The organism is Bradyrhizobium sp. BTAi1 (genome assembly GCF_000015165.1).
GTDB lineage: Bacteria > Pseudomonadota > Alphaproteobacteria > Rhizobiales > Xanthobacteraceae > Bradyrhizobium > Bradyrhizobium denitrificans.
The window spans coordinates 3,105,663-3,121,240 of the sequence record NC_009485.1 but is presented as its reverse complement, the minus strand read 5'-3'; the positions used below and the strand labels follow the sequence as shown (position 1 = coordinate 3,121,240).

Sequence of the window (15,578 nt, the reverse complement as noted above, 5' to 3'; positions counted from 1 at the left end):
AAGGCAGGCAGAACCACATCTCAGCTGCCGGAGGCAGCGCGATCGATGAACAGGCTGCCTTTGGTGACGATCTGCTCGCCCGCGCTCAGATTGTCCTCCACGGCCACCTGGTCGCCGTTGACGAGGCCGGTCTTGATCTTGCGGAGCTCGATCGATTTGTCGGGACGAGCGACCCAGACCCGAACCTGGTTGCCTTCATAGATCAGCGCCTGCCGCGGCACGGCCACGGCGGGCTTTTCGCCCGGAGAATAGATCGTGACGTTGGCAAACATCTCCGGCTTGAGCAGACCGTCCTTGTTGTCGATGGTCGCGCGCACCAACAGCCGGCGCGTCGCCGGGTCGATCGACGTGGCGACATAATTGATGCTGGCCTTCAAAGGACGGCCTGGCAGCGCCAGCACGTTGACGAGGATTTCCTCGCCGACATCGACCAGCGCGGCGTCGCTCTCCCGAACGAAGGCCGTGAGCCAGACGGTCGACAGATCTCCGATCACGAACACGGGATCGCTCGCGCCGGCATTGACGTACTGGCCCGGCCCGACCTTGCGCTGCACGACCGTGCCGCCGATCGGCGCGTAGATCGTGATCTCGCGATCGATGGTGCCCTTGTTCTGGAAATCGGCGATCGCGGCATCGGTGAAGCCGAGGATACGCAGCTTGTTGCGGGCCGCCTCCAGCGCCGTTTGTGACGAACGCATGTCGTTCTGGGCCTGAACGGAGGTTGCCTCCGCCTGCTGAAAGTCCTTCAGCGGGATCGCCCGCCCCTCGAACAAATCCTTCGCGCGCTTGTACTGGATATCAGCGAGATCCAGCGCCGACTTGGCCTTGTTCATCGAGGTGATCGCGGTGATGAAATCGTTCTGCGCCTGGACAGTATCGGCGGCCTCGATGACGAACAGCGGCTGGCCCTGGCGGACGGTCTCGCCCGGGCGCGCCAGCAACTTGGTCACGCGGCCGGCATAGGGCGAGAAAACCGGTGTCGAACGGTCCTCGTCGACGGCGACCTTGCCCTCGGTGATGTGCTCTGCGCGGAAGATCTTGTCACAGACCGGCTCGATGGTCAGCGTCGCCCATTCCGCTGCCGAGGGCGTGAAAGTGGTGCTATTGCGGCGCGACTGGCTGGACAGCTCGATATTGTCCTTGGCGGACGGCATCGAACGGAATTGGGCGTAGACATAGCCACCCGCGCCGGCCACGGCCAGCGTCGCCAAACCGATGATCAGCCGTTTTGTACTCAGCAATTGCGGGGACTGGTTCATGTTCGACGCCATAGCCCATCCACCTTACGTCCACCTTACGATGGCGCCCGGGTATCGGCCGTTGATTGCTGCGCTATTAGTGCGGAACTGACACTTTAAACAACCTAAAAATCGCCCAACTCGCCTCTGTTTTGCTTTAAAAATTTGAAAGTTCAACGACAGCCGTTCAGCCTGCATTCAGCTGGTTTTGGCCCGTTGCAATTTCGTTGCAACGCACCATCCCATATCGAGGGAACCAGAAATAGCGCTGGCGGTGAGACGCAACATCAGGACAACCTCGGCAGGTACGACGCTACTCTGACGTTTGCACAACGGGATCCCCGGGCATCTGAAGGGCTCGGGCCCGCGCCGCGGCCAGTGGCGCGCGACGCGATGCCGTGACGCGATGCAATGTGACATCTCAATGAAAATCGCGCGAGCGTGGCAAAATCCGGACGTTGCGGGGATGGCTGACGCGCTGCGAGGGATTGTCGGGATGATCGCGGCGGTCGTCGTTGAGCGGCTCTGCCGGCATCGGGCCTTGCGGGATGGCGCTGCTGCCGAGGCGATCATCCGCCAGCAATGCGAGATCGGCGCTGCGGTCGACGAGACGCTCGGCGACGAGATGCACGACCTTCTCCGGACTGCTCTGGATGCGGCCCTCGACCAGCACCAGGCGCGCGCCCATCACCTCCTTGCGGAAGGTCTCCATCACCTTCGGCCACACCACGATGTTGGCGATCCCGGTCTCGTCCTCCAGGGTCATGAACACGACGCCCTTGGCGCTGCCCGGCCGCTGCCGCACCAGCACCACGCCGGCGCAGCGGATATGGCGGCGATCATTGGCGTCGTTGACATCGCGGCAGGCCAGCACGCCCTCAGCCGTGAAGCGCCGGCGCAGGAACTCCATCGGATGGCCCTTCAAGGACAGGCGGATGGTCTGATAGTCCGCGACCACCTGCTCCGGCAGCGGCATTTCCGGCAGCGGCTTGGCGCCCTCGTCCGGCTGTTCGCGGGCGATCGCGGCCTCGAACAAGGGCAGCGGCACGTCGTCGGGTAGCCGGCGCACGGCCCAGAGCGCGGCGCGGCGATCGAGCCCGAGCGAGCGGAACGCATCGGCATCGGCCAGCAGCAAGAGCGCGCGCTTGGGCAGCGCGGTGTCGCGGGCGAAGTCCTCTAGCGAGGTGAAGGGGCCGCGGGCGCGCGCCTTGACGATGCGGTCGGCCCAGTCATCGTCGCGGTCATCGTTCTGGAGTGAAGCGACAGCATCGCCCCCTCGACCTTCATCAAGGGCTTGTGAGTCAGAAACGACTGCCTCCACGCTGTCATTCCGGGGCGCCCGGAGGGCGAGCCCGGAATCCGTACTCCCGATCGTGGTTATGGATTCCGGGCTCGCGCTACGCGTGCCCCGGAATGACACCGAGGAGATAGCTGGCAAAGAACGTGGAGAGACAGCCGCCGCCTGCGCTTTTCGCACCACCTCCGACAGCTTCCTGATCCGCTCCTCGTCGCGGTCGATCCAGCGGAAGCCGTCGATCTGGCGGAAGCCGAGGCGGACGGCGCAGTATTTGCCGTCGGTCTCTTCCAGCGTGTTGTCGGCGAAGCTGTGGGAGACGTCGATGTTGCGGATCTCGACGCCGTTCTTGCGGGCGTCGCCGACGATCTGCGCCGGCGCGTAGAACCCCATCGGCTGCGAGTTCAGAAGCGCGCAGCAGAAGGCATCCGGGTGGAAGCATTTCAGCCAGGACGAGACATAGACCAATTGTGCGAAACTCGCGGCATGGCTTTCCGGAAAGCCGTAGGAGCCAAAGCCCTTGATCTGGTCGAAGCAGCTCTTGGCGAAGGCCGGATCGTAGCCGCGCGCGATCATGCTCGAGACCATCTTCTCCTCATAGGAACCGATGGTGCCGACATTGCGGAACGTCGCCATCGCGCGGCGCAGGCCGTTGGCCTCCTCGGGTGAAAACTTGGCGGCCTCGATCGCGATCCGCATCGCCTGCTCCTGGAACAGCGGCACGCCGAGCGTCTTGTGCAGCACTTTGTAGAGTTCATCCGCCGGACCATGATCCGGTGACGGCGACGGATAGGTCACCTTTTCCAGCCTGTTCCGGCGGCGCAGATAAGGATGCACCATGTCGCCCTGGATCGGCCCGGGCCTGACGATCGCGACCTCGATGACGAGATCGTAGAAGGTGCGCGGCTTGAGGCGCGGCAGCATGTTCATCTGCGCCCGGCTCTCGACCTGGAACACGCCGAGCGACTCGCCTCGCTGCAGCATCTGATAGACTTCGTTATCATCCTCCGATTTGATATCCGCGAGCACATACCGCCTGCCCTTGTGATCGGCGATCAGGTCGAAGCATTTGCGGATGCAGGTCAGCATGCCCAGCGCCAGCACGTCGACCTTCATCATGCTGAGCGCGTCGACGTCGTCCTTGTCCCATTCGATGAAGGTGCGGTCGTCCATCGCGGCATTGCCGATCGGCACGTAACTGTCCAGCCGGTCCTGGGTCAGCACATAGCCGCCGACATGCTGCGAGAGATGGCGCGGAAAATTGATCAGCTCGGCCGCGAGTTCGACCGCGCGTCGGATCATCGGATTGGCGGGATCGAGCCCGGCTTGACGCACCTGTATGTCGGAGAGCCCGTCACCCCAGCTGCCCCACACGGTGTCGGCGAGCACGGCGGTGACGTCCTCGGTCAGCCCCAGCGCCTTGCCGACATCGCGAATGGCGCTGCGCGGGCGATAATGGATGACGGTGGCGATGATCGCGGCGCGGTGGCGGCCATAGCGGCGGTAGACATATTGCATCACCTCCTCGCGCCGCGAATGCTCGAAATCGACGTCGATATCCGGCGGCTCCAGCCGCTCCTTGGAGATGAAGCGCTCGAACAAGAGGTCGATCTTGGTCGGATCGACCGAGGTGATGCCGAGCACGTAGCATACCGCCGAATTCGCTGCCGAGCCACGACCCTGGCACAGAATGCCTTGGCTCCGCGCGTAGCGGACAATGTCGTGGACGGTGAGGAAATAATGCGCGTAGTTGAGCTCGGCGATCAGCGCCAGCTCCTTGTTGAGGACCGCGCGCAGCCTGTCGTCGAGGTCATCGCCGAAATAGGTTTTCGCGCCGGCCCAGGTCAGGTCCTCCAGATGCCCCTGCGCGGTCTTGCCGGGCGGCACCGGCTCGTCGGGATATTGGTATTTGAGCTGGTCAAGCGAAAAGACGATGCGGTCGGTGAAGCGGATGGTCTCAGTGATGGCATCGGGGTAATCGCGGAACAGCCGCGCCATCTCGTGTCCCGGCTTGAGATGGCGCTCGGCATTGGCCTGGAGACGGCGGCCGATGCTCTCGATCGTGGCCTTCTCGCGGATGCAGGTCAGCACATCCTGCAGCATCCGCTGCTGGGGATGGTGATAGAGCACGTCGTTGGTCGCGATCAGCGGCACCTTGCTTGAAGCCGCCAGACGCGCGAGCCGCGCCAGCCGGCGGCGGTCATCCCCGCGATACAGCAGGCTCGCCGCGAGCCAGACGCCGTCGGCGCGGCTGTCTTTCAGCCGTGCCAGGATGTTGCCGAGGGCGTCCTCGTCAAAGCGATGCGGCGGCATCAGCACCAGGAGCTGGCCCGCGATGAAGTCGAACAGATCCGCGAAGCTCAGGCGGCAATCGCCCTTGGCGACCCTGTCGAGATCACTGCCGCGCTTGCCGCGGGTGAGCAATTGGCACAGCCGGCCGTACGCCGCGCGGTCGCGCGGATAGACCAGGATATCCGGGGTGCCGCAGCTGAACACCAGCCGCGCGCCATAGATCAGCTTCGGCTTGTAACTCAGCCGGTCGTTACTCAACTCGCTATAGGCGCGCACGATGCCGGCCAGCGTGTTGTGATCGGCGATGCCGATGGCGGTGAGACCATATTCGGCGGCCTGGTGCACATAGTCCTGCGGATGCGAGCCGCCATGCAGGAACGAGAAATTGGTGGTGACGCCGATCTCGGCATAGGGGATCGGAGTCATGGCGGGGCCACAGAGATTGGGACGACGCGTTGCCTGTGCGATGCGGAAGAAAAGCGCTCACAAAGCGGCTTGCGCAGCTGCCCACCCTCCCCTGGAGGGGGAGGGTCGACGCGCGCAAAGCGCGCGGCGGGGTGGGGTGAGCCCAGCAAACGGTCGCTCTTGACTCCGCTCTTCTCAGCTATGCGTGATCTCGCTCGCATAAAGTTGAGCACCGCAGCCGCGGATGCTCTGTCACCCCACCCCGGCGCGCATGCGCGCATGCGCGCCGACCCTCCCCCTGCAGGGGAGGGTGAACAGCGAGGTCGGCGCGGGATGGAGGCGATCTCGCCTACCCTCATGCGAACAGCCCGTGCATATACCAGACGGGCTGCACCGGCAGGCCCTCCTGCGGCTCGAGCTCGCGGTCATACAAACCATCGCGATAGAGCCAGAAGCGCAGGCCGTGCTCGTCCTCGACGCGGAAATAGTCGCGCGTCAGCCCCTGCCCCTCCGGCCGCCACCATTCCATCGCGATGCGCTCCGGGCCTTCGGCGCGCACGACCGCATGGGCGGCACGGCGCCAGACGAAGCGCGCGGGCGGACCATCCGGGACACCGGCGATCACCTGGATGGCCTCGGGGCGCGCGAACAGCCGCAGCGGTCGCAGCGGCGGCTCGCCGTCGCTACGCTCCGGCCAATCGGCCGTGCTGGTGGCCGCCAGATTGTGCTGCGCCGGCAGCGGCAGCGCCGCGCGCTCGGGGATGTGGGTGTCGACTGGCAGATGCACGATGACGCGCTTGCCGCCGATGCGCGCGGCGATGCGGTCGATCAGCGCCGACAGCTCGTCATTGTCGTGGACATGGGCGTCGAGATCGCGCTGCTGCTGCACCACGATCTCGCTGCGGCTGGCCGACAGCCGGATCATGTCGAAGCCGAAGCCGGGATCGAGCGGATCGTTCAAGGCGTCCAGGCGCTCGCGAAACAGCCGGTCGACGACGGCAGCTTCGGTCACCGGCTGGCCGGTGTCGACCGCGATGATGCGCACCAATCCGTCAGTGCGGAAGAAGCTGGCCTCCAGCCGCCGCGCGCCCTTGCCCTGCTGCGCCATCGCCGCCACCAGCATCGCCGCCAGGCTGGAGAGGCTGGCCGCGATCACGGTGTCGGTCGCGACCGGCTCGGCAAAACGCTTCTCGACAATGTAGTCCGGCGGCACCTTGCGCGGGCTGATCGGCGCATCGGCCTCGCCAAGCGCTTGCGCGAGCACGCGGGTGAAGGCGGCGCCGAACCGCGCGGTGATCTCGTTGCGGCCGCGCGAAGCAACATCGCCGATGGTCTTGAGGCCGGCACGGCGCAGGCCGAGCGTAACAGCCTCACTGCCGCCGAGTGCGACCACCGGCAGCGGCGCCACCGCGGCCGCCTCCTCGCCGTTAGGCACGATGCGGCCATGGACCTGCCGGTTCAGGGTGCGCGCGCACACCGCATTGGAGGCGATCGCCGCCGACACTGTGAGGCCATGCGCGGTCAGCGCGTCACAGACCGATTGCATAAGCTTGGCCTCGCCACCGAACAGATGCACGCAGCCGGTGATGTCGAGCGACAGCCCATGCGGCGGGTCGAGCGCCACCAGCGGCGTGAAGCGGTCGCACCAATCGGCGATGCCTTCGAGCATCTTGGCGTCAGCCGCGAGATCGGCCTCGTGCACGACGAGGTCGGGACAGACCGCGCGGGCATTCGCCAGCGGCTGGCCGAGGCTGACGCCGTGACACGCCGCGGCCTCGTCGAGCGTATGGATGAGCAGTGCATTGGCGTCCTTGATGACGACGACCTGAGGCTTGCTCTCAGGCGGAGCGCCGGTGAAGGCCAGCTGTCTTTTGATCCGATCGATGGGCAGGCGCGGCAGCCACAGGCTGAGGATCCGCCGCCGGTTCGCTGAAACGGCACGCATCGGGGGTCCACTCCATGATCCAGCGTCCGGTCTGGCCGTGACGGTTGCGAATGAGCTCGGCATCGAGGCGGGGCGCGCCCCACGCCATCCACGGTGCAGCTGAGAGCGACGGCGCGCTGCGCACCACCCAGCGCGTCTCCGCGGTCGAGGGCTCAGGCGCGGCGGCGATGCGCAAGAGCAGCGCTGTCACGCCGGACTCCTGCGCCATCAAGGTCAGCTTGCGGCTGGCGACGAGATCGAGCTTTGGCGTCTCGCCCCACACCTCCAGCATCACGCTGCCGAGCGCATCGCAGGCGAGCGCGTCGGCAGCGGTGCGCAGAGCATGGTCGAGATCGGGCGCGCGCACGATCACGAGGCGGCGCGGATCGAGCCCGAGTTCGGCGAGCCCGCTCATCGACAGCGCGCCGGCCTCGCGCTCGGCGAAATCCTGCCGGATCCAGATCAACGGCCGACGTGCCGCGACGCGCGCCGCGAGCCCGCACAAAAAGCCGGTCGCAGCCACCGCCTGGCGACCGCTCTCGGCGAACACCTCGTGCAGCGCGCCCGTGGCGAGGCCGCCTTGCAGCACCGCATCGGCCTCGTCATGGCCGAGCGCGACCCGGCGCAGATCATGCGCACCATCGGCCGCTTCGAGGCGGGCAATGCGGCCGCGCAACCGCGCGAGCGTCTCCATGCGTGCGCCGGTCATCCGTCGCCGCTCCTTTCAATCCATCGTGCGGGCGCTGCCGTTCTTTCAGTGTCAGGCAGTGAACCCGCGACGACCCTCTTTGTTCATGATACGTTCTAATATAAAGCTAACGCCTTCGAGAGAGTCAATCGGGATTGACCCGGGTCTGATTCAACGAATGGAATCAAAGGGATTCAAAAGCATGGAGCTGCTGCGCAAACTTGAGATCCTGGCCGATGCCGCCAAGTATGACGCGTCCTGCGCCTCCAGCGGTACCGAGATGCGGGATTCCCGCGACGGCAAGGGGCTCGGCTCGACATCGCCCGGCATGGGCATCTGCCACTCCTATGCGCCGGACGGACGCTGCATCTCGCTGCTCAAGATCCTGCTGACCAACGCCTGCAACTTCGACTGCCTGTATTGCGTCAACCGCGCCTCCTCCAACGTGGCCCGCGCGCGCTTCACGGTCGACGAGGTGGTGAAGCTCACCATCGACTTCTATCGCCGCAACTACATCGAGGGACTGTTCCTGTCGTCGGGCATCATCCGCAGTCCCGACTACACGATGGAGCAGGTTGTCAGCGTCGCGCGCAAGCTGCGCGAGGAGTACCGTTTCCGCGGTTACATCCATCTGAAGACGATTCCGGAAGCGGACGAGGCGTTGATCGCGGAGGCCGGCAAATATGCCGATCGGCTCAGCATCAACATCGAGACGCCGCTGGAGGCGAGCCTCACGATGCTGGCGCCGGAGAAGGACCAGCGCGCGATCCGCCGCACCATGGGCCGTCTCCGGCTCAAGCTCGACGAGACAGCGGAGGCGAAAAAGACGGCGCGCCGCGCCAGGCCGCCGCGCTTCGCGCCGGCCGGCCAGAGCACACAGATGATCATCGGCGCCGACCAGGCCAATGACCGCATTATCCTGTCGACCTCGTCCAATCTGTACGGCGCCTACAAGCTCAAGCGCGTCTATTACTCCGCCTTCAGCCCGATCCCCGATGCCAGCCGCGCGCTGCCGCTGCAGGCCCCGCCCCTGGTGCGCGAGCACCGGCTGTACCAGGCCGACTGGCTGATGCGGTTCTACGGCTTCGAGGCCGATGAGATCGTCGAGGAGAACGAGGGCATGCTGCCGCTCGACATCGATCCCAAGCTCGCCTGGGCGCTGCGCCACCGCGACCGCTTCCCGCTCGACATCAACACCGCCAGCCGGGAGGAGCTGCTGCGGGTCCCCGGTTTCGGCACCCGCACCGTGCAGCGCATCCTCGCCACCCGCCGCACCACCACGATCCGCTTCGCGGATCTGGCCCGGCTCAACGTCATCCGGAACAAGGCACTGCCGTTCATCGTTCTCTCCGACCACCGGCCACAGCCGTCTCTGCTCGACGGCGCCGGCTTGGCGGCACGGCTACGCCCCAAACCGCAGCAGTTGGGATTTGGATTCTAACCAGGTCGTCATTGCGGGGGCGACGCCCCGAAGCAATCCAGGGGCGGCACGACGACTCTGGATTGCTTCCGCCGTGGCCCCTCGGGCTATGGCGGACAGGCCGCCTCGCCCGCAATGACGTGAGGAGACAAATGCACGTCGTAACCCTCGACAGCGACACCGATTTCGACGGCTGGCGGACGGCGGCGCGGGCGCTGGCGATGAACGACGTCAGGCCCGCCGACGTCTCCTGGCGTGTCAAAGGCGCCGCGCCCGACCTGTTCGACGATCAGGCCGATACGCAGCTCCCTGAGGTGCCCAAGGGCGCATTCTCGGTGCCGGCGAGCTTCATGGAGCTGGCCGAAAGCGCGATCCTGCACCGCGATCCCAACCGCTTCACCCTGCTCTATCGGCTGTTGTGGCGTCTCAGGACCAACCACGATCTGATGGAGATCGCGACTGATCCTGACGTGGCGCAGGCAAATGCGCTGGCGCGGGCGGTGCGGCGCGACGTCCACAAGATGCACGCCTTCGTCCGCTTCCGCGAAGTCGGACGCGAGCGCGAGGCGCGCTACGTCGCCTGGTTCGAGCCGGACCACCACATCGTGGAACGCGCCGCGCCGTTCTTCGCCCGCCGCTTCGCCGACATGCCCTGGTCGATCCTGACGCCGGAAATGTGCGCCCACTGGGACGGCAGCCGCGTCTCCTTCACACCCGGTGTGAGCAAGGCCGAAGCGCCGTCGGAAGACCGGCTCGAAGAGGTGTGGCTGCGCTATTACGCCAGCATTTTCAATCCGGCACGGCTGAAAGTGAAGGCGATGGAAAAGGAGATGCCGAAGAAATACTGGCAGAACCTGCCCGAGGCCAAGCTGATCCAGCCGCTGATCGCGGCCGCCGGCAGGCGCATGTCGGCAATGATCGCCGAGCCCGGCACCGCGCCGCACAAGCCGCAGAAACGGATTGAGGAGCCAGCAATGACGCGCAAACCCACGGCACCCGCTGCTGAGACCTCACCTGATGTCGCCGCGGCCGATCTTGAGACCTTGCGTGAAGAAGCCGCTGCCTGCCGCGCCTGCCCGCTGTGGAAGGATGCCACGCAGACCGTGTTCGGCGAAGGCCCTGACCATGCGCCGCTGATGCTGGTCGGCGAGCAGCCCGGCGACAAGGAGGACCTCGCTGGCCATCCCTTCGTCGGCCCGGCCGGCCAGATGCTCGACCGGGCGCTGCAGGAGGCCGGCATCGACCGCAGCAAGGTCTACGTCACCAATGCGGTGAAGCACTTCAAGTTCGTCCCCCGCGGCAAGATCCGGCTGCACCAGAAGCCTGCGACGCCGGAGATCAAGGCCTGCCGGCAATGGTACGAGCGTGAGCTCGCTACGGTCCGCCCGGCCCTGGTGGTGGCGCTGGGCGCGACCGCGGCGCAATCGGTGTTCGGCAAGATCACGCCAGTCACCAAGAACCGCGGCCACGTCGTCGACCTGCCCGAGGGTCCCAACATGATCGCAACCAAGGCGATGGTCACGGTGCATCCGTCCTACCTGCTCCGGCTTCCTGATGCCGACGCCAAGGCGCGGGAGTATGAGCTCTTCGTCAAGGACCTGAAGATCGCCGCGGCCGCGCTCAAGCGCGCGCATGCGGCCTGACGCTGCGGCCGAAACGAAGATGGCCGGGTCGAGCCCGGCCATCACGACGAGACAGCAGATGCGCGGGGCGGCTCACGCCGCCAGCGTGTTCTCCACCACCTTGATGAAGAACGAGGTGCCGTAGACGATAGCCTCGTCGTTGAAATTATAGGCCGGGTGATGCAGGCCGGCCGAGTCGCCATTGCCGACGAAGATGAAGGCGCCGGGGCGGGCTTCGAGCATATAGGCGAAATCCTCACCGCCCATCATCGGCGGCATCTCGTGCACATTGGCGTCGCCTGCGACCTCCTTGGCGGCACGGATGGCGATCTCGGTCTGCTCGGGATGGTTCATCACCACGGGATAGTTGCGCGAATAGTCGAGATCGATCCGGGCGCCGGTCATCTGGGCGACGCCGGTCACGACCTCGCGCACCCGCTTCTCCATCAGGTCGCGTACCTTCGGCGTCAGGGTGCGCACCGTGCCGCGCAGCACCGCGCTCTGCGGAATCACGTTGCGCGCATTGCCGGCGTGGAATTCGCAGATCGACAGTACCGCCGCCTCCAGCGGATCGACGCTGCGTGACACGATCTGCTGCAAGGCCGTGACCAGCTGAGCGCCGACCAGCAGCGAGTCGATGCAATTGTGCGGCTTGGCCGCATGACCGCCATGGCCCTCGATGGTGATGTCGATGGCGTCGGTCGAAGCCATCAGCGCTCCCGGGCGGATCGCGAAGGCGCCGATCGGCAGCCCCGGACCGTTGTGCATGCCGTAGACCTGGTCGATCTTGAAACGCTCGATCAATCCGTCCTTAATCATCGCCTCGGCGCCGGCACCGCCCTCCTCGGCCGGCTGGAAGATCACGGCCACCTCGCCGGCGAAGTTGCGGGTTTCGGCGAGATAGCGCGCGGCGCCGAGCAGCATCGCGGTATGGCCGTCATGGCCGCAGGCATGCATCAGGCCCGGGGTCTTCGAGGCATAGGGCAGCCCGGTCGCCTCCTCGATCGGCAGCGCATCCATGTCGGCGCGCAAGCCGAGCACCTTGACCTCGCCGCTGCCGGGCTTGCGGCCCTTGATGACGCCGACGACGCCGGTCTTGCCCAGCCCCGTCGCGACCTCGTCACAGCCGAATTCGCGCAGCCGGTCGGCCACGAAGGCCGCGGTCCGATGCACCTCGTAGAGCAGCTCCGGGTGCGAATGGATATCCCGCCGCCAGGCCTGGATATCGGGCTGCAGATCGGCGACGCGGTTGACGATGGGCATGGGGGACTCTCGTAGCTCCAGAAAGGATATTTGAGCCGTTCTAGCATGCAAAAGTCGCACCGCCCAAGATCTCGCCAGGGTCTGGGCTGCGCCTGTCTCATGGCTCGGTCAACCAGCCATGAACGTGATGCTTGTCCCTCCCCGTCTCCGCTGACTAAAAGCCTCCCCAATGATGGGAAGGGAATGCCGCATGCCGAGACAGCTCGAGGGCGATTATGACTACATCGTGGTGGGCGCCGGCACCGCCGGCTGCATCCTCGCCAACCGGCTGTCGGCTGATCCGACCAAGCGCGTCCTGATCCTGGAGGCCGGCGGCAAGGACAATTGGATCTGGTTCCATATTCCGGTCGGCTACCTCTTCGCCATCGGCAATCCGCGCTCCGACTGGATGTTTCGCACCGAGGCCGAGCCGGGCCTCAACGGCCGCTCGCTGGCCTATCCCCGCGGCAAGGTGATCGGCGGCAGCTCGGCCATCAACGCCATGATCTCGATGCGCGGCCAGGCTGCCGATTACGACCATTGGCGGCAGCTCGGCCTCGCCGGCTGGTCCTATTCCGATGTCCTGCCGGTGTTCCGGCGGCTCGAGGACCATTTCCTGGGCGAGAGCGAGCACCATGGCGTGGGCGGCGGCTGGCGGATCGAGGCGCCGCGGCTGTCCTGGGCGGTGCTTGATGCGGTCGGCGATGCCGCCGAGCAGATGGGCATCCGCCGCATCCCCGATTTCAATACCGGCGACAATGAAGGCATCAGCTATTTCCACGTCAACCAGAAGCGCGGCCGGCGCTGGTCGTCCGCGCGGGGCTTCCTCAAGCCGGCGCTGCATCGGCAGAACCTCCGGCTCGAGACCAACGTCCTCGTCGATCGCCTGATCGTCGAGAACGGCCGCGCCGCAGGCGTGCGCTTCCAGCAGAATGGCGAGACCATCGAAGCCCGCGCCAAGGGCGAGGTGATCCTCAGCGCCGGCTCGATCGGCTCGGTGCAGGTGCTGCAGCGCTCCGGCATCGGCCCGGCGGACTGGCTGTCCGGGCTCGGCATCGACACTGTCTTCGACAAGCCCGGCGTGGGGCGCAATCTGCAGGACCATCTGCAGCAGCGCGCGATCTACAAGGTCACGGGCGTGAAGACGCTGAACGAGACCTATTACTCGCTGGTCCGGCGCGGCCTGATGGGACTGGACTACGCGTTCCGCCGCCGCGGACCGCTGACCATGGCGCCGTCCCAACTCGGCATCTTCACGCGCTCGGACGCGACGCGCGACCGCGCCAACATCCAGTTCCACGTGCAGCCGCTGTCGCTCGACAAGTTCGGCGATCCGCTGCACCGTTTCCCGGCCATCACCGTCAGCGCCTGCAACCTGCGGCCGACCTCGCGCGGCACGGTGCGCATTCGCTCCGCCAAGCTGGACGAGGCGCCCTCGATCGCGCCGAACTATCTGGCGACGGAGGACGACCGCCAGGTCGCGGCCGACGCCATCCGCGTCACGCGCCGGCTGATGAAGCAGAGCGCGCTCGCAGCCTACAGGCCCGAGGAATATCTGCCCGGTCCGGCCGTCGGCGACGACGATGCGGCGCTGGCCAAGGCGGCCGGCGACATCGGCACCACGATCTTCCATCCCGTCGGCACGGCGAAGATGGGTATCGCGGACGATCCAATGGCGGTCGTCGACGAACGGCTGCGCTTCCACGGCATCGCGCGCCTGCGCATCGCCGACGCCTCGATCATGCCGACCATCACCTCAGGCAACACCAACACGCCGACCGCAATGATCGCCGAGAAGGCGGCCGCGATGATCCTGGAAGATACGCGGTGAGGACGTCGGGCGGGGAACGCGCTGATCGCGACCCGTGCCGCTCGCCTGTCACGAGCGGCACGACGCGATCTCGCACACGCTACGCTTACGCTACGGGCTGCGCGCTTGACGCCGCGCGAACTGCTGCGGACGCTATCGCGCGAAACTAACATTTCGCTGACAGGCCGACGACGGCAGGCACGCGCAGGACAATGGGGATAAGACCCGGCGGGTCATGCTGCCGTCGTCAAACTATGCTCACGCATCGGACACGGCATTCAGATGACCCGCGCGACCAGCGGAAGGCGCCGCAACAGCGCCGCCGCAAGCCAGCTCACCGAGAGCGTCCCGACCAGGACGATGGCGAACTTCACCGCCGCGGGCCAGGCCGGAACGTAGACCAGATATTGCAGCCACAACAGCGGCAGGAAGTGCAGCAGATAGATGCCGTAGGCCGACGGCTGCATGCGATCCATCAGCGCCAGCGGCACACTCCTCCAGCGCAGGAAGAAGGTCGGTACTGCGAACGCCATCGAAGCGCAGAAGCTAGCCACCGCCATGCCGTAGGCCGCGCGCCACCACAGCGGCGGCGAGTCGAAATCGGCGATCCAATTGTGATGCGCGTAGGCGAGAAACAGGATCAGACCATAGCAGCCATAGGACAGTCCGAACCACACCGGCCAACGCTGCACCAGCGCCCCCTGCGCGGCGAACGGCCCGGTCGTTAGTCCGGCCGCCCCCATCGCCACACCGGCCATGAAGAAGACGGGATAAAGCAACGACCGGCTCGCCTGCAGCGGCAGCGGAAAATGCCCGGGCATGAACCATACGCCGTCGCCGAACCAGAGATGCGGCGGCAGATAGGCGGCGTTCGCGACCAGGAGGAAGACGGCAAATCCTAACAGGGGCCGGCGCAGCAACGCTGCGGGCCATCGGCCCAGGCGACCGATCAGTTGCGGCGCCATGGCCCATGACAGCGCCGCGGCGGCATCGAACGCCAGCAGCACGCCGAGAAACCAGGCCGAGCCCGATGGCCACGGACCTTCGCTGATCATCCGCCACCACACCGTGGTGAAATGGTCCTCCGCCACATAGTAGCGGTAGTAGGCGATCGGCATGATCACGAAGATCGACACGATATAGGGCACGCCGAGGCGCAGCGCGCGACGGCCGACATAATCGGACGGTCCCCGCCTCGCCAGGCTCGCCGGCACGAACAGGCCGGAGATGAAGAACATGCAGGACATGAAATAGCTGTCGTTGAACAGCGCGATGAGATCGAAGCCGAGCCAGTGCATGCGGTCGCCGCCCTGGCCGAAATAGGTGTAGTTGATCGCGGAGTGATACAGCACGACCGACAGCGTGATGAAGGTCCTGGCGCGGTCGAGCGCGACGATCCGGCCGGCGACCGTCTCGGCCTGTTGCAGGTTCGGGGTCACGCGGTCATGCATCGGAATGGCGTCCAGTGGATCAGCCGCGGCCATGCGGCACCAGACATCACTATATTTCGCACGGCGCCCGGCCGATATCCTGCTTGCGTATGCGAGCCGTGCGCCGATGCGGGCATGATCACGAACACGTCATCGCAGGATCGGCTGCGCAAGGCCGGGAATAAACCGCCCGCTTCTTCGCTCTCCCTACCC

Annotated in this window: 9 protein-coding genes; 3 read left to right on the top strand and 6 right to left on the bottom strand. The window is 66.0% G+C overall.

Annotation, left to right across the window (positions count from 1 at the left end; genetic code table 11):
* Window positions 1-20 precede the first annotated feature (20 nt).
* The 4 genes from BBTA_RS13955 to BBTA_RS13940 form a co-directional block, all read right to left on the bottom strand.
* Window positions 21-1,259 (bottom strand): efflux RND transporter periplasmic adaptor subunit, encoded by a 1,239-nt coding sequence (locus BBTA_RS13955; RefSeq protein ID WP_371260196.1) that lies wholly within the window; start codon window positions 1,257-1,259, stop codon window positions 21-23.
* Window positions 1,260-1,659: 400 nt separating this feature from the next.
* Complete coding sequence (locus BBTA_RS13950; protein ID WP_012043131.1) at window positions 1,660-5,250, bottom strand: error-prone DNA polymerase; 3,591 nt, start codon at window positions 5,248-5,250, stop codon at window positions 1,660-1,662.
* A gap of 334 nt (window positions 5,251-5,584) precedes the next feature.
* On the bottom strand, window positions 5,585-7,174 hold the full coding sequence (locus BBTA_RS13945) for a DNA polymerase Y family protein (protein ID WP_012043130.1): 1,590 nt from the start codon (window positions 7,172-7,174) through the stop codon (window positions 5,585-5,587).
* Window positions 7,068-7,862 carry an ImuA family protein gene (locus BBTA_RS13940; RefSeq protein ID WP_012043129.1) on the bottom strand — a complete coding sequence of 265 codons (795 nt, stop codon included), beginning with the start codon at window positions 7,860-7,862 and terminating at the stop codon, window positions 7,068-7,070. The genes BBTA_RS13945 and BBTA_RS13940 overlap by 107 nt, the downstream gene beginning before the upstream one ends.
* 181 nt (window positions 7,863-8,043) lie before the next feature.
* Between BBTA_RS13940 and BBTA_RS13935 the strand changes: the two genes are divergently transcribed.
* Window positions 8,044-9,282, top strand: coding sequence for a putative DNA modification/repair radical SAM protein (locus tag BBTA_RS13935; RefSeq protein WP_012043128.1), 1,239 nt, complete (start codon window positions 8,044-8,046; stop codon window positions 9,280-9,282).
* A gap of 131 nt (window positions 9,283-9,413) precedes the next feature.
* The gene (locus tag BBTA_RS13930; RefSeq protein WP_012043127.1) at window positions 9,414-10,904 is read left to right on the top strand and encodes a UdgX family uracil-DNA binding protein; all 1,491 of its coding nucleotides are present in this window, start codon (window positions 9,414-9,416) and stop codon (window positions 10,902-10,904) included.
* 72 nt (window positions 10,905-10,976) lie between these two features.
* Here BBTA_RS13930 and BBTA_RS13925 read toward each other — a convergent pair whose 3' ends face one another.
* Window positions 10,977-12,146 (bottom strand): M20 aminoacylase family protein, encoded by a 1,170-nt coding sequence (locus BBTA_RS13925; protein ID WP_012043126.1) that lies wholly within the window; start codon window positions 12,144-12,146, stop codon window positions 10,977-10,979.
* Window positions 12,147-12,336: 190 nt separating this feature from the next.
* Here BBTA_RS13925 and BBTA_RS13920 point away from each other — a divergent pair, with 190 nt between their 5' ends.
* Window positions 12,337-13,956, top strand: coding sequence for a GMC family oxidoreductase (locus BBTA_RS13920; RefSeq protein ID WP_012043125.1), 1,620 nt, complete (start codon window positions 12,337-12,339; stop codon window positions 13,954-13,956).
* Window positions 13,957-14,213: 257 nt separating this feature from the next.
* Here the strand turns inward: BBTA_RS13920 and BBTA_RS13915 are convergent, their stop codons facing one another.
* Complete coding sequence (locus BBTA_RS13915; protein WP_244424419.1) at window positions 14,214-15,419, bottom strand: acyltransferase; 1,206 nt, start codon at window positions 15,417-15,419, stop codon at window positions 14,214-14,216.
* Between the last annotated feature and the right edge of the window lie 159 nt (window positions 15,420-15,578).

Bases quoted from the DNA above. Each gene is read 5' to 3' on its own strand.
- BBTA_RS13955 (WP_371260196.1), bottom strand. From the start codon at position 1,259: ATGAACCAGTCCCCGCAATTGCTGAGTACAAAACGGCTGATCATCGGT.
- BBTA_RS13950 (WP_012043131.1), bottom strand. From the start codon at position 5,250: ATGACTCCGATCCCCTATGCCGAGATCGGCGTCACCACCAATTTCTCG.
- BBTA_RS13945 (WP_012043130.1), bottom strand. From the start codon at position 7,174: ATGCGTGCCGTTTCAGCGAACCGGCGGCGGATCCTCAGCCTGTGGCTG.
- BBTA_RS13940 (WP_012043129.1), bottom strand. From the start codon at position 7,862: ATGACCGGCGCACGCATGGAGACGCTCGCGCGGTTGCGCGGCCGCATT.
- BBTA_RS13935 (WP_012043128.1), top strand. From the start codon at position 8,044: ATGGAGCTGCTGCGCAAACTTGAGATCCTGGCCGATGCCGCCAAGTAT.
- BBTA_RS13930 (WP_012043127.1), top strand. From the start codon at position 9,414: ATGCACGTCGTAACCCTCGACAGCGACACCGATTTCGACGGCTGGCGG.
- BBTA_RS13925 (WP_012043126.1), bottom strand. From the start codon at position 12,146: ATGCCCATCGTCAACCGCGTCGCCGATCTGCAGCCCGATATCCAGGCC.
- BBTA_RS13920 (WP_012043125.1), top strand. From the start codon at position 12,337: ATGCCGAGACAGCTCGAGGGCGATTATGACTACATCGTGGTGGGCGCC.
- BBTA_RS13915 (WP_244424419.1), bottom strand. From the start codon at position 15,419: ATGGCCGCGGCTGATCCACTGGACGCCATTCCGATGCATGACCGCGTG.